Annotated in this window: 18 protein-coding genes; 9 read left to right on the forward strand and 9 right to left on the reverse strand. The window is 71.0% G+C overall.

Annotated elements, in window-relative coordinates; translation table 11 throughout:
- Positions 1-70 precede the first annotated feature (70 nt).
- The gene (locus tag Aut01nite_RS25500; RefSeq protein ID WP_052163197.1) at positions 71-1,951 is read left to right on the forward strand and encodes a zinc metalloprotease; all 1,881 of its coding nucleotides are present in this window, start codon (positions 71-73) and stop codon (positions 1,949-1,951) included.
- 37 nt (positions 1,952-1,988) lie between these two features.
- Here the strand turns inward: Aut01nite_RS25500 and Aut01nite_RS25505 are convergent, their stop codons facing one another.
- On the reverse strand, positions 1,989-2,357 hold the full coding sequence (locus Aut01nite_RS25505; protein ID WP_043522489.1) for a MerR family DNA-binding transcriptional regulator: 369 nt from the start codon (positions 2,355-2,357) through the stop codon (positions 1,989-1,991).
- Positions 2,358-2,419: 62 nt separating this feature from the next.
- Between Aut01nite_RS25505 and Aut01nite_RS25510 the strand changes: the two genes are divergently transcribed.
- Entirely contained in the window at positions 2,420-3,043 is a 624-nt protein-coding gene (locus Aut01nite_RS25510; protein ID WP_083998484.1) for an NADPH-dependent FMN reductase, read from the forward strand.
- Positions 2,992-4,578, forward strand: a complete 1,587-nt coding sequence (locus Aut01nite_RS25515) for an MFS transporter (RefSeq protein WP_152628481.1) — start codon at positions 2,992-2,994, stop codon at positions 4,576-4,578. Before Aut01nite_RS25510 ends, Aut01nite_RS25515 begins: the two co-directional genes overlap by 52 nt.
- 52 nt (positions 4,579-4,630) lie before the next feature.
- Here Aut01nite_RS25515 and Aut01nite_RS25520 read toward each other — a convergent pair whose 3' ends face one another.
- The 4 genes from Aut01nite_RS25520 to Aut01nite_RS25535 all read right to left on the reverse strand — a co-directional run bounded on the left by Aut01nite_RS25520 (position 4,631) and on the right by Aut01nite_RS25535 (position 9,758).
- The gene (locus Aut01nite_RS25520) at positions 4,631-5,545 is read right to left on the reverse strand and encodes a carbohydrate ABC transporter permease (RefSeq protein ID WP_043522490.1); all 915 of its coding nucleotides are present in this window, start codon (positions 5,543-5,545) and stop codon (positions 4,631-4,633) included.
- Positions 5,545-6,480, reverse strand: coding sequence for a carbohydrate ABC transporter permease (locus tag Aut01nite_RS25525; protein ID WP_052163210.1), 936 nt, complete (start codon positions 6,478-6,480; stop codon positions 5,545-5,547). The genes Aut01nite_RS25520 and Aut01nite_RS25525 overlap by 1 nt, the downstream gene beginning before the upstream one ends.
- Positions 6,481-6,636: 156 nt before the next feature.
- A complete protein-coding gene (locus Aut01nite_RS25530) occupies positions 6,637-8,004 on the reverse strand; it encodes an ABC transporter substrate-binding protein (protein WP_043522492.1) in 1,368 nt (455 codons plus the stop codon).
- A gap of 389 nt (positions 8,005-8,393) precedes the next feature.
- On the reverse strand, positions 8,394-9,758 hold the full coding sequence (locus Aut01nite_RS25535; RefSeq protein WP_043522493.1) for a UDP-glucose dehydrogenase family protein: 1,365 nt from the start codon (positions 9,756-9,758) through the stop codon (positions 8,394-8,396).
- A gap of 338 nt (positions 9,759-10,096) precedes the next feature.
- Between Aut01nite_RS25535 and Aut01nite_RS25540 the strand changes: the two genes are divergently transcribed.
- From Aut01nite_RS25540 to Aut01nite_RS25560, 5 genes are all read left to right on the forward strand, one after another.
- Positions 10,097-12,745 (forward strand): cellulose binding domain-containing protein, encoded by a 2,649-nt coding sequence (locus Aut01nite_RS25540; RefSeq protein WP_083998486.1) that lies wholly within the window; start codon positions 10,097-10,099, stop codon positions 12,743-12,745.
- A 69-nt stretch (positions 12,746-12,814) separates the two neighbouring features.
- Complete coding sequence (locus Aut01nite_RS25545) at positions 12,815-15,733, forward strand: glycoside hydrolase family 48 protein (RefSeq protein WP_236642513.1); 2,919 nt, start codon at positions 12,815-12,817, stop codon at positions 15,731-15,733.
- A gap of 22 nt (positions 15,734-15,755) precedes the next feature.
- The gene (locus Aut01nite_RS25550) at positions 15,756-16,811 is read left to right on the forward strand and encodes a lytic polysaccharide monooxygenase auxiliary activity family 9 protein (protein WP_043522496.1); all 1,056 of its coding nucleotides are present in this window, start codon (positions 15,756-15,758) and stop codon (positions 16,809-16,811) included.
- 140 nt (positions 16,812-16,951) lie between these two features.
- Positions 16,952-18,271 (forward strand): SGNH/GDSL hydrolase family protein, encoded by a 1,320-nt coding sequence (locus Aut01nite_RS25555; protein ID WP_152628482.1) that lies wholly within the window; start codon positions 16,952-16,954, stop codon positions 18,269-18,271.
- Positions 18,272-18,466: 195 nt separating this feature from the next.
- Positions 18,467-21,223: an AfsR/SARP family transcriptional regulator gene (locus Aut01nite_RS25560; protein WP_204037678.1), complete on the forward strand. Its 2,757-nt coding sequence runs from the start codon at positions 18,467-18,469 to the stop codon at positions 21,221-21,223.
- Here the strand turns inward: Aut01nite_RS25560 and Aut01nite_RS25565 are convergent.
- The 4 genes from Aut01nite_RS25565 to Aut01nite_RS25580 form a co-directional block, all read right to left on the reverse strand.
- A complete protein-coding gene (locus Aut01nite_RS25565) occupies positions 21,204-21,836 on the reverse strand; it encodes an L-threonylcarbamoyladenylate synthase (RefSeq protein WP_043522497.1) in 633 nt (210 codons plus the stop codon). The genes Aut01nite_RS25560 and Aut01nite_RS25565 overlap by 20 nt on opposite strands.
- Before the next feature lie 59 nt (positions 21,837-21,895).
- Positions 21,896-22,333 (reverse strand): chemotaxis protein CheW, encoded by a 438-nt coding sequence (locus Aut01nite_RS25570; protein WP_043522498.1) that lies wholly within the window; start codon positions 22,331-22,333, stop codon positions 21,896-21,898.
- 82 nt (positions 22,334-22,415) lie between these two features.
- On the reverse strand, positions 22,416-23,873 hold the full coding sequence (locus Aut01nite_RS25575; protein ID WP_043522500.1) for an alpha-amylase family glycosyl hydrolase: 1,458 nt from the start codon (positions 23,871-23,873) through the stop codon (positions 22,416-22,418).
- Positions 23,874-23,884: 11 nt separating this feature from the next.
- The gene (locus Aut01nite_RS25580) at positions 23,885-24,049 is read right to left on the reverse strand and encodes a hypothetical protein (RefSeq protein WP_173476635.1); all 165 of its coding nucleotides are present in this window, start codon (positions 24,047-24,049) and stop codon (positions 23,885-23,887) included.
- A gap of 79 nt (positions 24,050-24,128) precedes the next feature.
- On the opposite strand from Aut01nite_RS25580, the gene Aut01nite_RS25585 reads away from it, so the two are divergent.
- Positions 24,129-25,556, forward strand: coding sequence for an NAD-dependent succinate-semialdehyde dehydrogenase (locus Aut01nite_RS25585; RefSeq protein ID WP_043522502.1), 1,428 nt, complete (start codon positions 24,129-24,131; stop codon positions 25,554-25,556).
- The last annotated feature ends 1 nt before the right edge of the window (position 25,557 follow it).

A 25,557-nucleotide genomic window follows, 5' to 3' on the forward strand; every position in this document is an offset into this window, starting at 1 on the left:
ATGCGGGGGTTCCCCTGGGCATTCGTAGATGGAAATGTGTCCCCCCATGGGATGGAGAAGGTCTTTCACCGTGACGGTCGTCGCGGTCCTGTTGGGAGCGACGGCGGGACCCGCCGCCTCCGCGGGGGCCGCACCGTCGCTCGGCTATCTGCAGCCGGGCGGCCAGCCGCGCCTCGTCGAGAAGGTTCCGGTCAACGTGGTGTTCGTCGGCTACGAGCCGGAGCAGGTCGCCAAGAGCGCCTTCACCGCCGAGCTGGCGAGCGGGTACGAGCCGGTGGTCCGGTCCCGCCTCTGGTACGGCGTGACCGAGAAGCTCGGCATCACCTACAAGTACGACTACAAGCTCACGTACACCGGTAAGTCGTACGAGGACCGGTTCTTCAAGCAGCTCGGCAAGCTGGCGAAGCCGGCCCCGCTGACGGCGTACCAGCAGGCCTACAACGACCAGGCGAAGAACGTCCTGGACATCACGAACAACCACACGATCGACGCGCCGAGCGTGGAGAAGTGGCTGGCCTTCAACCCGCCGGCGGGTGTCGACACCCGCCGCAACACCGTCTTCTTCGTCAACTGGCACGGCCGGTCCGACTTCAAGCACCACGTCTACACCAAGACCGGTGAGCCGGACCCGGACACCGGCTACGACTTCGGCGTCCAGCGCGAGAGCCGCAAGATGATCGCGTGGGGCGGCACCACCGCCGACGACGAGGAGACCGGTCTCGGCGCCACCCGGCGGGTCTGGTTCCACGACCTGTCGGCCGGCCCCGAGTCGTGGACGATGAACTACGACATCACCAACGCCGACGTCGACGGTGACGGGGTGCCCGACTACCGGATGCCGCCGATCTGGGAGTACGCCGCCAACGGCTACCGTGCCCCCGCCGCGCTGGCCGGCGACCTCGGCAAGATCACCCGGTACGTGGCGCTGAACCTGCTCTTCACCACCTCGCCGCTGTACCCGGTCGAGCTGCCGACGTCCGGGCCGCCGAAGACCCTCGACCTGGACAACAACACCTACGAGGGCTGGCCGGGCGTCGACGCGTCGTCGCAGTACATCACTCCGGAGCTGCTGGTCGACGAGCTGTCCGAGCTGCGCTGGCGCAACCGGTTCTCGCACGACCTCCAGGACCTGCCGTACGACGCGAAGGCCGAGGAGTGCTACGTCGGCTACCTCGCCGGTGAGCAGTGCTACCCGGACAGCGACCTGCCGGCGAGCGCCAACCTGTTCCTCTACAACCAGGCGAACCTGGACCGGGCCCTGGACGACGAGGGCCGTGTCGACTACGAGATCCCGATGTTCAACTACGCCGTCGGGGCGGGCGTCGGCACGCCGGGCCTCGGGTTCGCCGACGACAACTGGGTCGACGGCACCCAGTCGTACGTGTTCTCGTTCATCTCCCCGGAGGTCGTCGAGCGCGGGTACGGCCTGACCACCACCCAGATCCACGAGGTCGGCCACCACCTGGGCCTGAGCCACCCGCACGACGGTTACGACAGCGCGACCGGCGTCGACTACGGCCCGGGCGGGGAGTTCTTCTTCGTCAACGCCGGCGACGAGAACAACTCGATGATGAGCTACATCGACGTGAACTGGGACTTCAGCCAGTTCGACCGGGACAACAACGACCGGTTCCTGACCGCCGCCTACTGGGAGGCCGCGAACAAGCTCGCCGCGACCGTCCCGGCCGGCAAGGGCAAGCTCGCGCTGAAGGCCGCCGACGCTCTGCTCGGCGGCGCCACCAAGGCGTTCGCCGCGCACGACTACCGGGCCGCCTACGCTCTCGCCGAGAAGGCGTACTACACGGTCGGCGCCATCCCCGGCGTCGACAAGGCGGGTGTCGCGGCCACGCTCAAGGCCGAGGCGAACGCCGCCCGTACCAGCAGCAAGGTGCACGAACCGCACGAGTTCATCGACACCCTGGCGCCGGAGAGCCCGCGCAGCCAGCCGTGACGATCGGCCGGCCCCGGGGGAGACCCGGGGCCGGCCCTCACATCTCGCAGAGTCTGCCGCCGGACCGCATCTGCTCGAGGTGCGCGCGGAGCGCCGCCATCCGTTCCTCGGCCTCCCGCACCAGGGTGTCGGCGATCCGGCCCCAGTCGCCGGGCTCCGGGTCCTCGGGCAGGTCGGCGAAGACGTCGGCGATCTCCCGGACGGTCAGGCCGACCCGTTGCGCGACCTTCGCCACCCGGATCCGGCACGCCGCGTCCGCACTGAATCTGCGCTGGTCGCCGGAGGTGCGCACGGCCTGGATGACACCGTGCTGCTCGTAGAAGCGCACCGCCGACGGAGCCGCGCCACTGGCGGCGGCGACCTCGCCGACGGTGAGGGTGTACGTGGTCGTGCCCGGTATGGTCATGTCCCCATCCTGCTCCGGCCCGCCCTTGACTTCAACAATGGTTGAACGACGAGCCTGGCGTCATGAGTGAGACATCCTTCGCCGCATCGCCCACCGTCCCCGACACCGGCGACGGCTCGCCGGACCGGCCGCTGCGGATCGCGGTGATCGCCGGCAGCGTCCGTGACCAGCGGATGGGCCGCACCGTCGCGGAATGGGCGGCGTTCCGGGCCGCCGCCGGCGGAACCGTCGAGGTGGACCTGATCGACTGCGCCGAGTGCGCGCTGCCGGACGACGCCGAACTGCGCCCCGGCGGCAGCTCCGGCTCACCGGTGTCGGGCCGGATCGCCGCCGCCGACGCGTACGTGTTCGTCACGCCCGAGTACAACCACAGCTACCCGGCCGGTCTCAAACGGCTGATCGACTGGCACTACCGGGAGTGGATGTTCAAACCGGCCACCGTGGTGTCCTACGGCGTGCAGGGCGGGCTGCTGGCCACCGAGCACCTGCGGGCCGTCTTCGCCGAGCTGCACATGGTCACCACCCGGCGGGTCGCCGCACTGGCACGACCGTGGGACCACCTGACCCCGGCCGGCTACCAGCCGCCGGAGGAGGTGGCCGGAATGCTCGACGGCGCACTGCACGAGCTCGGCTGGTGGGCGGGCGTGCTGCGGACGGCCCGGCGCGAGCAGCCGTACGCCCGCTGATGGCCGGGCTGCGCATCGGCCGGCCGGCAACGCCCACCGGGCGGCGGACGGATGCCGGCCGGCGGTCCGGCGGGCTCGACCGGCGGACCCGGGCGATCGGGCTGAGCCTCGCCCTCGGCGGCCTGATGGTGGTCGTCGACACGACGGTGACCGCGGTGGCCGTCCCGGCGATCGTCGCCGGACTCGACGTGCCGCTGCCGGCCGCCCAGTGGGCGACGATCGCGTACCTGCTCGGGCTGGTCTCGGTGATCCCGCTCGCCGCCCGGTCGATGGACCGCTTCGGCGCGCGCCGGGTCTATCTCGTGGCGCTGCTGGTCTTCACCGTCTTCTCGGCCCTGGTGGGCGTCGCGTGGGACATGGTGTCGCTGGCGGTGTTCCGGTTCCTGCAGGGCCTCGGCGGGGGCCTGCTCAACCCGGTCGCCATGGCGATCGCGCTGCGGGCCGCCCCTCGCGACGCGCGTGGCCGGCTGATGAGCCTGCTGGTGTTGCCGCTGGTGATCGGCCCGGTGCTCGGGCCGCTGCTGGCCGGGTGGCTGATCGACGTCGCCTCGTGGCGCTGGATCTTCCTGATCAACGTTCCGGTCGGTGTGCTCGCCCTCGCGGTGTGCGCCCGCGTCCTGCCCACCGTTTCCGCTCCGCCGCCGTCCGCGGTGGAGTCCGCGCCGGGCGGCGCGGCCCGCCGCCCGGTGGACTGGGCCGGGCTGGTGCTGCTCTCCGGTGGGGCGGTGCTGGCGGTGCTCGGCGGGACCCTGCTCGAACAGCCGCTCGGCACGATGTTCGTGGCCGGGCTCGGGCTCCTGGCGGCCGGGGCGGGCATGCTGGCGGTCTTCGTGCGCCGCGCCCGCGGCCAGGCCGATCCCCTGATCGACCTGCGCCTGACCCGGCACCGGCCGGTCCGGACCGGTCTCGGGGTGCTGAACACCTTCGGTCCCGCCTACTTCGGCTCGATGACCGTGCTGCCGCTGTTCGTGGTGGGTGTCCGGGGTGACCCGGCGGCGCTGATCGGGCTGCTGACCCTGCCGTCGGCGCTCACGGTCGGGCTGGTGGCGCAGGTGGCGACCCGCCTGGTGGACCGGATCCCGGGCCGGTGGATCATCCGGACCGGGACGGCGCTCGGCGCGGCGGGCGGGGCGGGTCTGCTCACGGCGTGTGTCACCGACGCCGGGTATCCGTGGATCGTGGCGGCGTCGGTGCTGCTCAGTGCGGGTTCCGGGGCGACGCTGATGCCGGCCATGACGCTCTCGTTGCGGGACCTGGATCATGCCGAGACGCCCCAGGGAACCACCCTGTTCGCGCTGGTTCAGCAGTTGTCGTCGGCGGCGGGCGGGGCCGTCGTGGCGATCACGCTCAGCATGGCGGTCTCGGCCCGGTTGCCGGACGGGGTGGCGGGGATGCTGGCGCTCGGTCCGGAGGCGCGTGCGGCACTGCGGCCGGAACTCGCGACGGCCGTCGGTACGGCGTACCTGATCCCGATGATCCTGTTGGTTCTCAGCTGCCTGATCGCGTTCCGCAGGCCGCGGGCGGTCCCGTCATGAGGAAGGGCCGCACCGGATTCCCGGTGCGGCCCTCATCTTCTGTCCCCGGGGGTCAGCCCTTGACGCTGCCCGCGAGCAGGCCGCGGACGAAGTAGCGCTGGAGCAGGAGGAACACCGTGACCGGGACGACCATCGAGACGAACGCGCCGGCCGACAGCAGGTACCACGCGGTGCCGCGGGTGCCGGTCATGTTCGACAGCTGCACCGTGATCGGGGAGATCTGCGGGCCGGTGAAGGTCAGCGCGACCAGCAGGTCGTTCCACACCCAGAGGAACTGGAAGATGCCGAACGCCGCCAGCGCCGGGGTCAGCAGCGGCAGCAGCACCCGGAAGAAGATCGACACGTGGCCCGCGCCGTCGATCCGGGCCGCCTCGATGAGGCTGGACGGCACTTCCTTGATGAAGTTGTGCAGCAGGTAGATCGCCAGCGGCAGCGCGAACGTCGAGTGCGCCAGCCAGACCGTCCAGAACGTGCCGGCCAGGCCGGCGTCGACGAAGAAGGTCAGCAGCGGGATCAGCGTGACCTGCAGCGGAACGATCTGCAACGCGAAGATCACGATGAACAGGAGGTTCTTGCCGGGGAAGTTCATCCAGGCGAACGCGTACGCCGCGAGCGATGCCAGGAACAGCGGGATGATCACCGAGGGGATGGTGATGATCAGCGAGTTCAGGAAGTAGTCGGCCAGGTTGACGCCTTCCTCGGCGCCGAAGACGGCCTCGTAGTTCTCGAACGTCACCAGCGGGTTGGAGAAGAACGTCCACCAGCCCGTCTTCTTGATGTCCGCCTCGGGCCGGAACGACGTGACCAGCAGCCCGAACGTGGGCACGGTCCAGAGGACGGCGATCACGATCGCGGCCAGCGACGCCCACGGCGACGACAGCTTCTTCTTCGCGGCGGCGGCCGGGGTGGTGACCTTCTTGACGGCCCCGCCGACCGGCGCGGTGGTGAGGGGTGCTTCGGTGGTCATCACGCCTCCGAACGGCGAAGCTGGCGGATGTTGTACACGACGATCGGGATCACGAGGACGAACAGCACCACCGCGAGCGCCGCGCCGAAGCCCCGGTCGCCGGTGCGGATGGCCTGGCTGTAGAACTCGTTGGCGATCACGCTCGTGTCGAACCGGCCACCGGTCATGGTCTGCACGATGTCGAAGACCTTGAGGGTGCCGATCGCGATCGTGGTCAGGACGACCACGAGGGCCGGCCGGATGGCCGGCACCGTGACGAACCGGAACATGCCCCACGGGGTGACGCCGTCGAGACGGGCCGCCTCCACGATGTCGTCCGGGATCGCCTTGATGGCCGCCGACAGCACCGTCATCGCGAAACCGGCCTGGATCCAGATCATGATGGCGATGAGCAGGAACGTGTTGAGCGGCGAATCGATCAGCAGCTGCTGCGGCTTGCCGCCGAACAGCACGATGATCTGGTTGATCACGCCGATCTGCTTGATGTTGCTCTGGTCGGGCCGGTACTCGTACATGAACTTCCAGATGACCGTCGCCGCCACGCCGGAGATCGACATCGGCAGGAAGATCAGCGCCTTGGCGAACGCCTCACCCCTGGCCTTGTCGACCAGGATCGCGTAGAGCAGGCCGATGCCGGTGGCCGCGAACGGCGTGACCAGCACCCAGAAGAACGTGTTGCGGAGTACGAGTCGCTGCTCGGGATCCTCGATGATCCGCTGATAGTTGTCGAACCCGACGAAGTTCTGCAGCGAGGCGTCGAGGAACGACTGGTAGACGGTCCGCAGACCGGGGTAGAGCAGCCCGACGCTCAGCATGACGACGACGGGGGCGAGATAGAGCGCGGCGACCGCCCGGTCGCTCTTGCCGGTGAACCGGCTGGCGATGAACAGGATCAGGCCGATGATGGCGGCGAACAACAAGATCGCTGCGACCATCTGCAGCAACTTGTCGCTGGTGGTGGAGGCGGTGGTGAACACGCGGCCCGTTCCTCCCTGGCGAGTTTCCGGTAAGGGGATCAGTGAAGAACAAAAGTGATCGGACTGCCAGGGGCCGGTCGGGTATGTCCCGACCGGCCCCTGTGTGCTAACCGATTACTTCGGCCACGATGCTTCGATCTTGTCGAGCGTGGTCTTGGTGTCCTGGCCGGTGAGCCAGGCGGTGGTCTGCTTCCAGAAGGTGTTCTGGCCGACCGCGGCGGGCATCAGGTCGGACGCGTCGAAGCGGAAGGTCGCCTTCGGGTTGAGCAGGATCTCGGCGGACAGCTTGTCGACCGGGTTCTGCAGGTTCGCCGGGTCGAGGCCCTTGTTGGCGGTCACCCAGCCGGCCGAGACCTTCGCCTTGACGTTGGCCCAGGTGTCGCTGGACAGGTAGGTCTGGAACGCCTTGACCTCGGGACGGTCCGCGAACGCGGCGACGAACTCGCCACCACCCAGAACCGGCGCGCTGTCGGCGGTCTCACCCGGCAGGTAGAAGGCGAAGACGTCGCCGTCCGGGCCCACCTTCGCGGTCTTCGGGAAGTTGGCCGCGTAGAAGGACGCCTGGCGGTGCAGCGAGCACTGGCCCTCGAGGATCGGCAGGCCGCCGTCCTGGAAGGTGGTGCTGGCGATGCTCTTGACGTCGCCGTAGCCGCCGTTGACGTACTTGTCGTTCTTGAGGTACTCACCGACGGCGTCGAGGGCCTTGGTGGCCTCGGGGCCGTTGAACGGGATCTCGTGCTTCAGCCACTTGTCGTAGGTCTCCGGGCCGGAGAGCCGGAGCATGAAGTCTTCCATCCAGTCGGTGAGCGGCCAGCCGGTCGCCTCGCCGGAGTTGATGCCCGCGCACCACGGCTTCTTGCCGTCGGCCACCATCTTGTCGGTGAGGGCCTTCAGGTCGGCCAGGGTCTTCGGCTCGGCGTAACCGCTGTCCTTGAACTCCTTGGGGGAGAACCACACCAGGGACTTCACGCTGGCGCCCAGCGGGGCGGCGTAGAACTTGCCGCCGACGGAGCCGTACTCCTTCCAGTCGGCGCCCCAGAACTTGTCGACGTTCGCGGCGACCTCGGCCGGAGCCTCCTTGACCTTGCCGGTCTGGACGAGGCGCTGGAGCAGACCGGGCTGCGGCACGAAGGCGACGTCGGGCGCGTTGTTGGCCTCGGCGCGGACCAGGATCTGCGTCTCGAAGGCCTTGTCGCCCTCGTACTTGACCGTGACGCCGGTGCACTGCTCGAAGGGCTTGTAGGACTCCTTGTGCGGGGTGTCCTCCGGAGTCACGATGCCCGTGTAGATCGAGACCTCTTTGCCGGTCAGGTCGCCGAACGCCTTGTAAGGGGTGCAGTCGATGGCTGCGAGCGAGGTCGCGCCGGTGCCGGGCTCCTCGTCCTTGCTGTCACCGCACGCACTGAGACCGAAGACCAGGCCCATGCTGAGGGCACCGGCGATCGCGACCCGCGAACGCGAACTCCCACGTTGAACGAACATACCGCTCCCTATGTCATAGCGCCTCCGGCGTCTTGCGACGCCGCCGTCCGAAGCGCTTCTTGACCAACAGTCAAGAGGTAACCAGCAAGTTGCGCAATGATTTCCGCGCGATCGAGTCGGTAACGATATCGCTGCGACCCTTCGGCACCTTAACCGGTTAAGAAGATTGGCGGAAGAGCCTACCGACACCCGAGTCTCTTCGCGCCGCTATACCCATATTTGTCCGGACTAAACGGTTATCCCGTATGGTGTGAGTCGGTTTTGTTGGGGCCTCGCGGAACCTATGCGCTTATCCGTCACCAGAGCCCCCAAAAAGGAACCGCCGCGGCAGCCCGGAGGCCGCCACGGCGGTGGGGTCGCGTACGGCACACGTACGCCGGCGTAACGGTCTAGCCGGCCACCGCCACGTAACGGTAGCCGAGCCGGCGCATCCGGTCCGGGTCGAGCACGTGCCGGCCGTCCAGCAGGATCGGCGTCCGCATCAGGCCGACGAACTTCGACCAGTCCAGCTCCAGGTACTGGGCCCATTCGGTCACCAGCACCACGGCGTCGCAGTCGGCGAACACGTCGTCGATCGTCGGGCTCAGGTACGCCGCCAGCTCGGGCTGCTCGGCGCGGAACCGCTCGGCCGCCACCGGGTCGTGCAGCTTGACCCGGGCGCCCCGGGCGATCAGCGAGTTCGCGATGTCCAGGGCGGGCGCGTCGCGCAGGTCGTCGGTGTTCGGCTTGAACGCCAGCCCCAGCAGGCCGATCTTGCGGCCCTTCAGGATGCGCAGCTCGTCCTGGAGCCGCTCCACGGCGATCGCGCGCTGCCGGCTGTTGACCTCACGCGCCGCCTTCACGATCGGCATCTCGAGGTTGTACTCGGCGGCGGTGGCGATCAGCGCCTTGGTGTCCTTGCCGAAGCAGGAGCCGCCCCAGCCGACGCCGGGCTGCAGGAACCGCGAGCCGATCCGCTGGTCCAGGCCCATGCCACGGGCGACCTCGGTGATGTCGGCGCCGACCTTGGCGGCGAGCTGGCCGATCTCGTTCGCGTAGCTGATCTTCAGGGCCAGGAACGCGTTGGCCGCGTACTTGATCAGCTCGGCGGAGGCCAGGTCGGTGGAGACCAGCGGGACCGCGTTGGCGTCCTCGGGGCGCGGCAGGAAGGTCGGCGGGGTGAAGGTCTGGTTGATGATCGGCCGGTAGAGGCGGTTGAGCACCTCGAGGCTGCGCGGGTTGTCCGAGCCGATGACGATCCGGTCCGGGTAGAGGGTGTCGGCGATCGCGTTGCCCTCACGCAGGAACTCCGGGTTCGACGCGACGGCGAACTCGGCGCCGGCCGGGCGGTCCTCTCGGGTGGCGAAGGAGTCGCGCAGGATGGCGTCGACCCAGTTGCCGCTGCCGATCGGCACGGTGGACTTGTTGACGACGACGGTGAAGTCGTGGTCGAGGGCCTGTGCCACGCTCTCCGCGGCACTGCGCAGGTAACGGAGGTCGGGGCTGCCGTCCGCGGCCGACGGCGTCTGCACCGCCACGAAGACCACGTCGGCGCCGGGCACGCCCTCCTCGTAGGAGGTGGTGAACGTCAGGTTCGGCGCCGCCTCCGCGAGCAGGTCCTCCATCCCGGGCTCGTAGATGGGGCACCGGCCGCCGCGCAACATGTCGACCTTGGCCTGGTCGAGGTCCACACAGGTGACCTCGTGACCGAGGAAGGCCAGGCTGACGCCAGTGGTCAGGCCGACATAGCCGGTACCGACAACGCAAACCTTCATGCAATCTCCTCCACCGCTATGCCGGACCGCGGTTACGCCACGTGTTCGGATCGTGGCCTAACCGGCCTCTTCCGGGCCGGCCGGCCGGCTCCTCGGTTGGTGCCGGCCTGCGTGTTCCGGCCGAATGATACACACGCGATTCGCCTCTTCTTTGTCACTGAATGTCGTCTTCATTCCCTGGGTCACCCGCGATCAATCCGGTCGCCGTGCCTCATCGCCCGACTGTCACCGGGAAGTTTCCGGCTCTTGACAGGGCGATGACAACGGAAGACGCTTCTGGGAGCGCTCCCACTCATTGTCGTCTATACGCATGCTCTTCTATGAAAGGGACGTCCCCGATGCGTACCCCCGCACGCAGATTCGGCGGCGTGTTCCTCGCCGCCGTGGTGACCGCGGCCACCGTGGTCGCCGTCGCCTCCGGCCCCCACGTGGCGGCCGCCGCCCCCGCGGAGCCCTACTCCTGGAAGAACGTCCGGATCGACGGCGGGGGCTTCATCCCCGGCATCGTCTTCAACCACGGCGAGAAGGACCTCGTCTACGCCCGGACCGACATCGGCGGCGCCTACCGCTGGGATCGGTCCGCGCAGAGCTGGACCCCGCTGCTCGACTGGGTGGGCCAGGACGACTGGGGCCACAACGGCGTGCTCAGCATCGCCGCCGACCCGGTCGACACCGGCCGGGTCTACGCCGCCGTCGGCATGTACACCAACTCCTGGGACCCCAACAACGGCGCCGTCCTGCGCTCGGCCGACAAGGGCGCCACCTGGCAGCGGACCATGCTGCCGTTCAAGGTCGGCGGCAACATGCCCGGCCGCGGCATGGGGGAGCGGCTGGCGGTCGACCCGCACGACAACCGGAAGGTCTATTTCGCCGCCGAGGGTGGGAACGGACTGTGGCGCAGCACCGACTACGGCGCCACCTGGGCGAAGGTGGCCGGCTTCCCGAACGCCGGGAACTACGTGGCCGACCCGTCCGACCCCAGCGGCTACCAGAGCCAGAACCAGGGCCTGACCTGGGTCACCTTCGACCCGGAGTCGCCGGCCGTCTACGTCGGCGTGGCGGACAAGGAGAACCCGGTCTACCGGTCGCTCGACTCCGGGGCCACCTGGGAGCGGATCCCCGGCCAGCCGACCGGCTACCTCGCGCACAAGGGCGTGGTGGACGGTAGGTACCTGTACATCGCCACCAGCGACACCGGCGGGCCGTACGACGGGGCCGCCGGTCAGGTCGCCCGGCTGGACACCACGACCGGCGTGTGGACCGACATCTCGCCGGTCCCGGCCGCCGACCGCTACCACGGGTACTCCGGCCTGACCGTGGACCGGCAGAAGCCGGGCACCCTGATGGTCGCCACCCAGATCTCCTGGTGGCCGGACGCCATCTTCTTCCGGAGCACCGACTACGGCGCCACCTGGACCCGGATCTGGGACTGGAACGGCTACCCGAACCAGACGAAGCGTTACACCATGGACATCTCGGCCAACCCGTGGCTGGACTTCAACGGCAACCCCACCCCGCCGGAGACCGCCCCGAAGCTGGGCTGGATGAACGAGAGCCTGGAGATCGACCCGTTCGACTCCGACCGGCTGCTCTACGGCACCGGCGCCACCCTGTACGGCACCACCGAGCTGACCAACTGGGACCGCGACACCACGTTCACCATCAAGCCGTTCGCCAAGGGCATCGAGGAGACCGCGGTCCTGGACCTGGCCAGCCCGCCCACCGGCGCGCCCCTGGTCAGCGCCCTCGGCGACGTCGGCGGCTTCCACCACGCCGACCTCGACACGGTGCAGCCGAGCTTCCACGACAGCCCGACGCTGGGCAGCAACACCGGCCTCGACTTCGCCGAGCTCGACCCGGCGTTCTTCGTCCGGGTCGGCAACGCCGAGGCGGCCCCGCACATCGGCATCTCCACCGACGGCGGCAAGAACTGGTACCCGGGCCAGGAGCCGTCCGGCGTCACCGGCGGCGGCACGGTCGCGGTCGGCGCCGACGCCGGCGCGGTGGTCTGGTCGCCCGCCGGCGCCGGGGTCCACTACTCCACCACCCGGGGCAGCACCTGGACCGCCTCCACCGGCATCCCCGCGGGCGCCGAGGTCGAGAGCGACAGGGCGAACCCCAAGACCTTCTACGGGTACGCCGCCGGCAAGCTCTACACCTCCACCGACGGCGGCGCCACCTTCACCGCGTCCAGCGCCGCCATGCCGGGCGAGGGCCGGGTGAACCTCAAGGCCGTGCCGGGCGCCGCCGGTGAGGTGTGGGTGGCCGGGAATACCGGGCTGCTGCGCTCCACCGACGCCGGCAAGACGTTCACACCGGTCGGCGGTGGCGTCACCGAGGGCGTCAACGTGGCCTTCGGCAAGGCCGCCCCCGGCGCCACCCGTCCCGCGGTGTTCCTGGTCGGCACGGTCGACGGCGTCGACGGGGTGTTCCGCTCCGACAACAGCGGCGCGGCCTGGGTACGGATCAACGACGACCAGCATCAGTACGGCAACGCCGGTGACGCCCTGGCCGGCGACCCGCGCATCTACGGCCGGGTGTACCTGGGCACCAACGGCAGGGGCATCCTCTACGCCGACCGGCAGGGCGGGCCGTCCGGCCCGACGCCGTCGATCTCCGCCTCGGTCTCCCCGTCGGTGTCCGTCTCGCCCTCGGTGTCGGTCTCGGCCGGCACCCCGGGTGGCTGCACCGCCACCTACCGGGTGACCGGGCAGTGGGCCGGCGGCTTCCAGGGCGAGGTCACCGTCAAGAACACCGGCGCCTCCGCCACCACCGGCTGGAGAGTCGGCTGGACCTACACGAGCGGGCAGACCGTCACGCAGAGCTGGGGCGGCACCGCCACCCAGTCCGGCACGGCCGTCTCCGTCGTCAACGCCGGATACAACGGCACCCTCGCGTCCGGGGCGTCCACCACGGTCGGATTCCTCGGCGGCACCACCGGCTCCAACCCCGTCCCGTCCCCGATCACCTGTTCCACCACCCCGTAGGCCGGGCCCCGGCGGCGCCCGCGGTCCGACTGGGCGCCGCCCGTACCCCGGCGGAGAGGAACAACCCCCGTGAGTCCCTTCAGACAACGCCTGCGACGCAGGCTCGCCGCCTCCGGCGTCGCCGTTCTCGGCGCCGGCGCGGTCCTGGCAGCCGGCGCCCCGGCCTATGCCGCGGCCGGCTGCACCGTGGTCTACAAGGTGCAGAGCCAGTGGCCGGGCGGCTTCACCGGCGACATCCAGATCAAGAACACCGGTGACCCGCTCAGCACCTGGAAACTCGAGTTCGACTTCCCGGACGCCGGGCAGAAGGCGGTGCAGGGCTGGAGCGGCGTCTACAGCCAGACCGGCCGGCACGTCACCGTGAACAACGCCGCCTGGAACGGGTCGCTGCCCACCAACGGGACCATCAGCAGCGGTTTCAACGGCACCTTCACCTCGGCCAACCCGGTGCCGGCCGCGTTCACCCTCAACGGCACGGCCTGCAACCAGGCGGCGAACGCGCCGACCGTGGCGATCGACAGCCCGGCCGCGAACACCCGCTTCACCGCGCCCGCGTCCATCCCGATCGCGGCCACCGCGACCGCCGGGAGCGGGCAGACCATCAGCCGGGTCGAGTTCTACCACGACGGGCTGCTGCTCGGCACGGACACCACGGCGCCGTACTCGTACTCCTGGGACGGGGTGCCGGCGCAGAGCGCCGCCTACCGGGTGCAGGCGGTCGCCTACGACAACGCGGGCACGAAGAGCAACACCGCCGACGTGCCGGTCTTCGTCGACGCGGCCACCACCCCGGCCATCGTCGCCGACGCCACCTCCCTGGCTCTCGCCCCCGGCAAGAGCGGCACGTACAAGATCGCGCTGAGCAAGGCCCCGGCGGCGAACGTCACCGTGGCCGTCGCGCGCAGCGCCGGATCCACCGCGGTCACCGCCACCCCGGCGACGCTCACCTTCACCCCGTCGAACTGGAGCACCGGCCAGTCCGTCACGGTCGCGGCCGCCACGACCGCGGCGATCGGCGCCACGGCGACGATCTCGGCCACCTCGTCCGGCCACACCGCGGCCCAGCTCGGCGTCACGGTGGTCGAGGAGGGCGCCGTCGACGCCCGGTTCACGCAGCTCTACAACGACCTGAAGAACCCGGCCAACGGGTACTTCAGCCCGGAGGGCGTGCCGTACCACTCGATCGAGACGCTGATCGACGAGGCGCCCGACCACGGCCACGAGACCACCAGCGAGGCGTTCAGCTACTGGCTGTGGCTGGAGGCCGAGCACGGGCAGGTCAGCGGTGACTGGGCGCCGTTCAACGCCGCCTGGGCGACGATGGAGAAGTACATCATCCCGTCGCACGCCGACCAGCCGACCAACGACAAGTACGACCCGTCCAAGCCGGCGACGTACGCGGCCGAGCACCCGCTGCCCTCCCAGTACCCGTCGCAGCTCGACCCCGGCGTCTCGGTCGGGCAGGACCCGCTGGCCAACGAGCTGAAGAGCACGTACGGCACCTCCGACATCTACGGCATGCACTGGCTGCTGGACGTCGACAACACGTACGGCTTCGGGCACTGCGGCGACGGGACCACCCGCGTCGCGTACATCAACACCTTCCAACGCGGCCCGCAGGAGTCGACCTTCGAGACCGTGCCGCAGCCCTCCTGCGACACGTTCGCGCACGGCGGCCCGAACGGCTACCTCGACCTGTTCACCAAGGACTCGTCGTACGCCAAGCAGTGGAAGTACACCAACGCCCCGGACGCCGACGCCCGCGTGGTGCAGGTCGCCTACTGGGCGCTCCAGTGGGCCACCGCCCAGGGCAAGCAGTCGCAGTTGACCACGGCGGTCGCCAACGCCGCCAAGATGGGTGACTACCTGCGGTACTCGTTCTACGACAAGTACTTCAAGACGCCCGGCTGCGCGTCCACGTCCTGCCCCGCCGGCACCGGCAAGAACAGCTCCAGCAACCTGATGTCGTGGTACTACGCCTGGGGCGGGGCCTACGACACCAACGCCGGCTGGGCGTGGCGGATCGGGTCCAGCACCAGCCACTTCGGCTACCAGAACCCGATGGCCGCCTACATCCTGTCCAACGTCAGCGCCTTCAACCCGAAGTCGCCGACCGCGAAGGCCGACTGGCAGGCCAGCATGGACCGGCAGCTCGAGTTCTACCAGTGGCTGCAGTCGTCCGAGGGCGCCATCGCCGGTGGCGCGACCAACAGCTGGAACGGCAACTACTCGGCCCGGCCCGCGAACGTCCCGACGTTCTACGGCCTGGCGTACGTCGAGGCCCCGGTCTACGCCGACCCGCCGTCCAACCGTTGGTTCGGCATGCAGACCTGGTCCCTGGAGCGGCTCGCCGAGCTGTACTACGTGACCGGCAACGCCAAGGCCAAGGCGGTGCTCGACAAGTGGGTGCCGTGGGCGCTGGCCAACAGCACCATCAGCGCGGACACCTTCTCCATCCCGTCCGACCTGGCCTGGACCGGTGCGCCGGCCACCTGGAACCCGGCCGGCCCGGCCGCCAACACCAACCTGCACGTCGAGGTCACCAGCCACGGCCAGGACCTCGGTGTGGCCGGCTCGTTCGCGAAGGTCCTGACCTACTACGCCGCCAAGTCCGGCAACGCCGAGGCCAAGGCGGCGGCCAAGGGCCTGCTCGACGCGATCTGGACGTTCAAGGACGACAAGGGCGTGTCGGTCACCGAGACCCGCGCCGACTACAACCGGATGGACGACGTCTACGACCCGGCCACCGGTCAGGGCATCTACATCCCGCCGGGCTGGACCGGCGAGATGCCCAACGGCGACGTCATCAAGCCGGGCGTCTCGTTCCTCGACATCCGCAGCTTCTACCGCAGCGACCCCGATTTCGGGAAGGTCGACGCCTATCTGAAGGGCGGCCCCGCGCCCACCTTCAACTACCACCGGTTCTGGGCGCAGGTCGACGTGGCCACCGGCTACGCCGACTACGCCCGCCTCTTCCCCCAAGGGTGACGATGTGAAGAAAGCACTGAGAATGGCCGCGGTGGTCCTGTTCACCGCCGCGGCCGGGATCCTGGCCGTACAGGCCGCACCGGCACAGGCGCACGGGGCCATCCAGGTCCCCGGCAGCCGCACCTGGTTCTGCTATCAGGACGGCCGCAACCCGCAGACCGGAGCGATCGAGCCGAAGAACCCGGCCTGCGCCGCGGCGGTCGCCCAGAGCGGGGTGACCTCGCTCTACAACTGGTTCGCCGTGCTCCGCTCCGACGGGGCCGGGCGGGTCGACGGGTTCATTCCCGACGGCCAGCTCTGCAGCGGCGGGACCGGCGGGCCGTACAACTTCAGCGGGTTCAACCTGGCCCGCAACGACTGGCCCACCACCCACCTGACGGCCGGCGCGAACGTCCAGTTCAAGTACAACAACTGGGCCAAGCACCCCGGCACGTTCTCCCTCTACATCACCAAGGACGGGTACGACCCGACCAAGCCGCTGGCCTGGAGCGACCTCGAGCCGACCCCGTTCGACCAGGTGACCAACCCGCCCGCGAACGGCGGGCCGGGCACCGACGACGGGCACTACTACTGGAACGGGAAGCTGCCGGCCGGCAAGACCGGCAAGCACCTGATCTACTCGGTGTGGTCGCGCTCGGACAGCCAGGAGACCTTCTACGGCTGTTCCGACGTGGTCTTCGACGGTGGCAACGGCGAGGTCACCGGCATCGGCGGCGGGGGCACCACCAGCCCGTCGCCGAGCACCTCCACCTCGACCCCGCCGGACCCGACCGAGCCCGGCGCCTGCACGGCGATGTACCGCATCGCCTCGGCCTGGACCGGCGGATTCCAGGGCGAGATCATGGTGCACGCCGGCGCGACGCCGGTGAACGGCTGGAACATCTCCTGGACGTGGCCCGGCGGGCAGCAACTCGCCCAGGTGTGGAGTGGCAAGTCCACCAGCAGCGGATCCCTGGTCTCGGTCGGCAACGAGAACTGGAACGCGAGCGTGCCGGCCAACGGGTCGGTGACGTTCGGATTCCTCGCCTCGGGCGCCACCGCCCCACAGGTGCAGAACTTGACGTGCACCACAGGCTGACGCCCTTGTGACGGCTTCTCCGGCAGTGTGTACCTTCCTCATGCTGCCGGGGGAAGCCATACACGGGGGAGAGCTTGACGCGTCTTCGCGACTATACGTATTTTACCCGTATAGGTGATAAAAGGTCTTTTACTGGAATTGTGAACCGCGTCCGACGGCTCGGCGCCTTCGCCGGGGCGCCGCGCTGGTCGCCATCGGGCGGGTCGCCGTTGCATCGCGCGGTGACCCGCCGTGGTCTGCTGCTGGGCAGCACCTCCGCGGCCGTCGTGCTGGCCACGCCCAGCGAGGCGGCCTTCCCGGATCCGGTCCGGGTCGGCACCTGGACGTGCGTGCCGACCGCTGTGCCGCCCGCCTCGGTGCTCACCCTGGAGGGCGGCCACACCGTGCGCCAGGTGATCCACGTCAGCGTGGGCGGCGATCTGCCCCGCGTCACCCTGACGAACGAATACGGCGCCGAACCGGTACGAATCGGCGCGGCCCGCCTCGCCCTGCGCGCCGGAGTCGGTGATTCCTGCGACACCGTTCCGGGAACCGACCGCCCGCTCACCTTCGGCGGCGCCGCCGAGACCGTCCTCCGACCGGGCGAGGCACTCACCAGCGATGCCGTGCGGATGGCCGTCAAGCCCGGCGAGGACCTCGTGCTCAGCCTGTATCTGCCGGAGCGCACCGTCACCGGCACGGTCAGCCCGCGCGCCCGGCAGACGAACATGATCCTGCCCGGCGACGAGACCACCACGACCGTGGTCCGGCTCCTCGGCGCCCGGCGGGTCAACGAATACCTGTGGGTTCGCGGCGTCAGCGTCCGCACCGCCCACGGGGTGTCCGCCATCGCCGCCTTCGGCGACTCGATCACCTCCGGCATCGCGACCACCGAGAACGCCAACGTCCGCTGGCCGGACCTGCTCGCGGCTCGGCTGCGGGCGGCCGGCCGGTCGCGCGGGGTCCTGAACGCCGGGCTCAGCGGCAACCGGCTGTTCTACGGTTACGAGGACCCGACCGGGCGGGCGGCGCCGCACGCGTACATCGGTGCGCCCGGCGTGCGCCGGTTCGACCGGGACGTGCTCACCCAGCCCGGTGTACGCGACGTGGTGACCCTGATCGGCGTGAACGACCTCGCCCACGACCCGAACATCCCGGTCGCGCGGCTGATCGCCGGCCACCGCGACCTCATCCGCCGGGCCACCGCCGCCGGGATCCGGATCACCGGCGGCACGCTGCTGCCGTTCGGTTCCTACCAGCCCATCGCCACCCGGAGCAACCTGGCGAAGCGGGAGGAGCTCAACGCCTGGATCCGGACGTCGGGGGAGTACCCCGCGGTGATCGACTTCGACGCGGCGGTGCGCGATCCGGCCGATCCGCAGCGCCTGCTACCGGACTTCGACGCCGGCGACGGACTGCATCCCAACGACGCGGGAACGGCGGCGCTGGCCGAAGCCGTACCCCTGGAGATCCTCGCCTGAGGGAGTGCCGGAGGCGGCATGACCGCCTCCGGCGTCGCCCCCCATGGACGTCAGGACGTCCACGACCCCCCGTGGTCGTCGTGGACGCGGGCACCATGGTGACGGCTCCCGTTTGCAAATCGCTTGCACATCGGCAATGGTTTCAACCCCGCACTCGATCGCGGCAGGTACAGGAAACAACGGGGGATCGACGCGATGCGCTGGCGTCTGCTGGGGCCGGTAGGGCTGTCCGACGGGCCGGAGGGCGTGGATCTCGGCACCGGGAAACAACGCTGCCTGCTCGCCGCCCTGCTGCTCACCCCCGGCCAGGTGGTGCCGGCCGGCACCCTGATCGACCGGATCTGGGGTGATTCCCCACCCCGGTCGGCCACCCCGCTCGCCCCGTACGCCACCCGGCTGCGCCGCGTCCTCGACCCCGTTCCCGGCGCCGGCGCCATCCGGTTCACCGCCGGCGGATACCTGATCGACTGCCCCGCCGACATGGTCGACCTGCACCGGGCCCGGCGGCTCGTCTTCACCGCGCGCGCCGCCGAGGAGGCCGGCGACGACGCCCGCGCCGCCTGGCTGCTGCTGGACGCCCTGGACGGGTGGGACGACGAGAGCCTGGCCGGGGTGCCCGGCGGCTGGGCGGCCCGGATGCGCGACGCGCTCGGACGGGAACGGCTCGACGTCCTCACCCGGCTCGGCCGGTGCGCGCTGCGGCTGGGCCGCGCCGAGGAGGTCGCCGAACGGCTCGCCCCGTTCGCCGCCGAGTACCCCACCGTCGAAGCCCTGGTCGCGGTCTTCATGGACGCCCTGGTCGCGGCCGGGCGGCCGGCGCAGGCCCTGGAGGCGTTCGCGCGTACCCGGGAAGCCATCGCCGACCGGCTGGGCAGCGAACCCGGACCGGAACTGACCGGCCTGCACACCCGCATCCTGCGCGGCGCGGCCGGGCCCGCGGCGGCCGGCCGGCTCCGCCCCGGCGCGCCCGCCCAGCTCCCCGCCGACGCCCTCGCGTTCACCGGCCGCCGCGCCGAACTGGCCGAGCTCGACCGGGTGCTCACCGGCAGCCCGCGCCTGGCCGCCGTCACCGGCCCGCCCGGCGTCGGCAAGTCCGCGCTCGCCGTGCACTGGGGACACCGGGCCCGGCACCGGTTCCCGGACGGGCAGCTCTACCTCAACCTGCGCGGTTTCGACCGCGGCGAGGACGTGATGTCGCCCGAGGAGGCGGCCCGCAACCTGCTCGTCGCGCTCGCCCCCGGCCACCCCGTCCCGGCCGGGCTGGACGCCCGCACCGGCCTGCTGCGCAGCCTGCTCGCCGGGCGGCGCCTGCTGATCGTGCTCGACAACGTCCGCGACGCCGCCCACGTCCGGCCGCTGCTGCCCGGCGCCGGCGACTGCGTGACCGTGGTGACCAGCCGGGACCGGCTCACCGGGCTGGTCGCCTCACACGGCGCGCTGCCGGTCCCGCTGGACGCCCTCGACCCCGGCGAAGCCGGCGAACTGCTCGCCGGGCGGCTCGGCGCGGGCCGGCTCGCCGCCGAGCCGTGCACGGTCGCCGCCCTGGTCGCCGCCACCGCCGGGCTGCCCCTCGCGCTGGTCACGGTCGCGGCGCGGGCGGCGATGCGGGCCGGGCAGACCCTCGGCGAACTCGCCGCCGAGATCGCCGAGTCCCGCCTGACCGGCCTCGGGGATCCGGAGCTGCTCGGCGACGAGACCGACCCGCGGACCGTGTTCTCCTGGTCCTACCGCGCGCTCAGCCCCGCCGGGCAGCGGATGTTCCGGCTGCTCGGCGTCAACCCGGGACCGGACCTCTCGGTGGCCGCGGCGACCTCGCTGGCCGGCTGTTCCACCCCGGCCGGCGGCGGGCTCGGCGACGCGGTGACGGTCGCGGCGCTCGACGAGCTGGTGGCGGCCAGCCTGATCACGCGACACCGGCCGGGCCGGTACGTGATGCACGATCTGCTCCGGGCGTACGCCGCCGATCTCCTGACCGCGACCGAACGCGAACCCGCGGCCCGCCGCCTGCTGGACCACCACCTGCACACCGGCCACGTGGCCGCGCTCCACCTGGACCCGCAGCGGGAACCGTTGCGCCTGGCCGCGCCCGCGGAGGGCGTGCGGCCCGAGTCGATCCGCGGCGAGGCCGCCGCCCTGGAGTGGTTCGCCGCCGAGCACGCCGGCCTGATGGCGCTGATCCGGCACGCCGACGGCGACCACGGCTGGCAGCTGCCGTGGGTGGTGATCGACTTCCTGGACCGGCAGGGCCACTGGGACGACTGGGTCACCGTGGAGCGGATCGCCGTCGCCGCCGCCCGGCAGCGCGGCGAGGTCCGCGCCGAAGCCCTCGCCCAGCGGGTCCTGGCCCGCGGTTACGTGCAGCTCGGCCGGTACGACGAGGCCGAACCGCACTACGCCGAGGCGGAGCGTCTCTACGAACGGGCCGGCGACCTGGTCGGCCGGGCGCACACCCTGTTCAGTCTCACCTGGCTCCGCGAGCAGCAGGGCCGGGAACAGGACTGCCTCGACCTCACCACCCGCGCCCTCGATCTCTACCGCCGGGCCGGGCACCGCTGCGGGGAGGCACGGGCGCTCAACGCGCTCGGCTGGTACCTCGGCCGGGCCGGGCACCCCGAGCTCACCCTGCGGCACTGCGAGGAGGCGCTGCGGTTGCAGCGCGAGCTCGGCGACCGGTACGGCGAGGCGGCCGCCTGCGACAGCATCGGCTGGGCCCATCACCACCTGGGCGACCACGACCGGGCCGTGGCGGCCTACCAGCGGGCCCTCGACCTGTACCGGGCGGCCGGCGACCTGCTCAACGAGGCCGAGATCCAGCAGCATCTCGGGGACGCGTACGCGCACGTCGGCGACCCGTCCTCGGCGACCGCCCACTGGCGGCAGGCGCTCGCGCTGCTGGAGAAACTCGACCACCCGGGCGCGGCCGGCCTGCGGCTCAAGCTGCGCTCGGACTGAACCGGGCCGGGTCGCCCGCACCCACCCGCAGGATCTCCGGGGCGCCCTCGGACAGGTCGACGACGGTGGTCGGCTCGGTGCCGCACTCGCCGGAGTCGATCACCGCGTCGATCACGTGGTCCAGGGCCTCCTTGATCTCCCAGCCCTGGGTCATCGGCTCGTCCTCGCCCGGCAGCAGCAGGGTGCTGGAGACCATCGGCTCACCGAGCTCGGCCAGGATCGCCTGGGCGGTGGTGTGCGCGGTGATCCGTACCCCCACGGTCTTCTTCTTGGGGTGCAGCAGCCGGCGCGGCACCTCCTTCGTCGCCGGGAGGATGAACGTGTACGGCCCCGGAGTCGCGGCCTTCACCGCCCGGAACAGCGCGTTGTTGATCGTCACGAACTGCCCGAGCTGGGCGAAGTCATGACACAGCAGGGTGAAGTGGTGCCGGTCGTCCAGATGCCGGATCGCCCGGATCCGGTCCAGGGCGTCCTTGCTGCCCATCCGGCAGCCCAGCGCGAAACACGAGTCGGTCGGATAGGCGATCAGCCCGTCTCCGCGGATCAGGTCGACGACCTGGGCGATGCTGCGGGGCTGCGGGTTGTCCGGGTGCACGTCGAAGTACTTGGCCACTCCGAACAGCCTAGGCGGCGATCATGTCCGCCGTTCACCGCCCGGCCGTCGTCGCCGGGTCAGGCCGGGACGCGGGCGGTGTTCACGCACTCGGCGACGTCCAGCACCAGCAGCAACCGGCCGTCGGTCTTGTACGCGCCGGTGACCAGCGCCCGGGACGGGCCGGTCAGGGTCGCCGGCGGCTCCTCGAACAGCTGCGCGTCCAGGTAGGCGACCTGCCCGATCCGGTCCACCAGCAGGCTCACCGGCTCACCGGCGTACCGCACGATCACGTTCATCACCAGGCCGGACATGTCCCGGCGAGGCAGACCGAACTGCACCCGCAGGTCGACCGCGGCGATCACCTGCCCGCGGAGGTTGAACAGGCCGCCGACCGCGCTCGGCGCCATCGGCACCGGCGTGTACTCGCTGTACGACAGGACCTCCTGCACGGCGTCCACGTCCACGCCGAAGAACTGGCCGGCGACCTCGAAAGTGACGAACTGGCGACTGGACACGCGTGACTCCCCGAGGACGATGACCGCCGAGGGGACTCGCCGCGACGGGTTACTTGAGTCATCGGACGATCAGGCCTCCTACCTAAGGATTTGCGGCGCCGATCCAGGCGGCGGTGTCCGGCGGGAGGGCGCCGCCGGGGGTGAGGGGGCCGCTGGCGAGCAGGAGCCGCCCGGGTGGCAGCGGGACCGGGGTGGCGCCCATGGCGACGGCCAGGGTGAGGGCGGGGCGGTGGGCCAGCAGCCGGTCGTCGTGGTCGACGGTGACGGTGACCGGGTCGTCGGGGGACAGGGCCAGGTCACGGCGCAGGGCGATCGCGGCCCGGGTCAGGGGCAGGGCCGGCGACGCCAGATGCTCGTCCCAGGAGTCCGGGACGGGGAGCCACGGTGGCGCTGAGCCGGGTGGGGAGAATCCGTCCGGCCAGGGCAGCGGGACCCGGCAGCCGTCGCGGGAGAAGCCGGAGCGCCGCCACGCCGGGTCCTGGCGGGCGTCGCCGGGCACGTCCGCCTCCGGCAGGCTGTACTCCTGACCCTGGTAGAGGTAGGCGGCGCCGGGCAGGCCGAGGATCGTCAGCAGGGCGGCCCGGGCGCGGGCCGGGTTGCCGTAACGGGTGGCCGTGCGGACCACGTCGTGGTTCTCGACGACCCAGGTCACCGGGGGATGGGCCAGCAGGCGGGTGATGGTGTCGCGCCACGCGGGCGCGTTCCACGGGGCGATCAGGAACTCGAAGGCGAACGACTGGTGCAGGCGGTCCGGGCCGACGTAGGCCGCGGCGCGGTGCGGGTCGAGGTTGACCTCGCCGATCAGGGCGCGCGGGGGGTCGTACGTCTCGGTGATCGCCCGCCAGCGGCGGTAGACCTCGATGGTCTCCGGCTGATCGCAGCACAGCGGGTTGCCGCGCAGCCGGCCGGGCTCGGGGACCGTGCCGGCCGGCAGCGACGGCAGGCCGTCGGCCTTGAACAGGCCGTGCGCGACGTCGATGCGCAGCCCGTCGGCGCCCCGGTCCAGCCAGAACCGGAGCACGTCGTCGAAGTACGGCGCGGTCCGCGGGTCACGCCAGTTCCAGTCGGGTTGCTCCGGCGCGTACAGGTGCAGGTACCACGAGCCGTCCGGGACCCGGGTCCAGGCCGGGCCGCCGAAGACGCTGGGCCAGTCGTTCGGGGTGTCGGCGAAGTGGAAGCGGGCGCGGGCCGACGGGTCACCCGCCAGCGCGGCCCGGAAGAGCGGATGCTGGTCGGAGCAGTGGTTCGGCACGATGTCGACGATCACCCGCAGGCCGAGGCCGTGGGCGCGGGCCACGAACGTGTCGAAGTCCGCCAGCGAGCCGAAGAGGGGATCGACGTCGGTGTAGTCGCTCACGTCGTACCCGTGGTCGGCCTGGGGCGACCGCTGGAACGGCGTCAGCCAGACGGCGTCGGCGCCCAGCCCGGCGATGTGATCGAGGCGGGCCGTCAGGCCCGCCAGATCACCGACGCCGTCCCCGGAGGCGTCCGCGAACGAACGCGGATAGACCTGATAGACGACTCCGTCGCGCCACCACATGACCGCCGGGGTCAGCGGCGGTGCCCACGGCCCTGCAGCCGGGCGAACAGGCTGCGGAGGCGCTGCTGGTTCTCCGGTTTGGCGAGCTGACGGCGGCCCTGGTCGGCCAGCCGGCGGCCGTTCGGGCCCTGCAGGAATGCTTGGATGCGCTGAGTGATCGTAGCCATGTACTTCATGTGCCCAGTCGAGGCGTAGCACAACCCTGCACGGGGGACGATGCTCTCCGGGGGGACCCCTTCGACGTGAGGAGCTGCCGTGGAGACCGAACTGTTCATCGCCGGGAAGTGGGTGCCCGCCTCCGCGGGCGGCCGGTTCGACGTGCACGACCCGGCGACCGGTGACGTGATCGCGTCGGTGGCCGACGGCGGTGAGGCGGACGCGATCGCCGCGGTGGACGCGGCGGCCGCGGCGGGCGCGGGCTGGGCGGCGACAGCCCCGAGGGTACGGTCGGAGGTGCTGCGCCGGGCGTTCGAGCTGATGACCGAGCGGGCCGCCGAACTGGCGCGACTGATCAGCCTGGAGAACGGCAAGGCGCTGACCGACGCCAAGGGCGAGGTGACGTACGCCGCCGAGTTCTTCCGCTGGTTCGCCGAGGAGGCGGTCCGGGCCGACGGCGCGATCGCAACCGCCCCGTCCGGCGCCAACCGGATCCTGGTGACCCGGCAGCCGGTGGGCGTCTGCGTGCTGGTCACGCCGTGGAACTTCCCGGCCGCGATGGCCACCCGCAAGATCGGTCCGGCGCTGGCGGCCGGCTGCACGGTGATCCTCAAACCGGCCAGTGACACCCCGCTGACCGCCCTGGCCATGGCGGCGATCCTGGCCGAGGCGGGCGTGCCCGAGGGCGTGGTGAACGTGCTGCCGTCGCGCAGCTCGGGCCGGGTCGTGTCGGCGATGCTGCGCGACCCGCGGGTGCGCAAGCTGTCCTTCACCGGCTCCACCGAGGTGGGCCGGATCCTGCTCGCGCAGGCCGCCGACAACGTCGTGAACACGTCGATGGAGCTGGGCGGGAACGCGCCGTTCGTGGTGTTCGCCGACGCCGACCTGGATGCCGCGGTGGACGGCGCGATGATCGCGAAGATGCGCAACGGCGGCGAGGCGTGCACCGCCGCGAACCGGTTCTTCGTCGAGGCGCCGGTCGCCGGGCAGTTCGCCCGCAAGCTGGCGCAGCGGATGTCCGCGCTCGTCGTCGGCCCGGGCACGGACGAGAAGACGCAGGTCGGCCCGCTGGTCAACGAGGACACCGTGGCGAAGGTGGACAGCCTGGTCAAGGGCGCTCTGGACGGTGGCGCGGAGGCGGTCACCGGCGGCAGCCGGCCGGACGGGCCGGGCTTCTACTACCCGCCGACGGTGCTGACCGGGGTGCCCGCGGACGCGCCGATCCTGCGCGAGGAGATCTTCGGGCCGGTCGCGCCGATCGTCGCGTTCACCGGCGAGGAGGAGGCCGTGCGGCTCGCCAACGACACCGAGTACGGCCTGGTGGCGTACGTCTACACGCAGGACCTGGCGCGCGGGCTGCGGGTCAGCGAGGCGATCGAGGCCGGCATGGTCGGCCTGAACCGGGGCCTGGTCAGCGACCCGGCGGCGCCGTTCGGCGGGGTGAAACAGAGCGGGATCGGCCGCGAGGGCGGGCACGAGGGGCTGCTCGAATACCTGGAGTCGAAGTACATCGCGGTGAACTGGTGAA

The sequence above is a fragment of the Actinoplanes utahensis genome, from assembly GCF_016862455.1.
GTDB lineage: Bacteria > Actinomycetota > Actinomycetes > Mycobacteriales > Micromonosporaceae > Actinoplanes > Actinoplanes utahensis.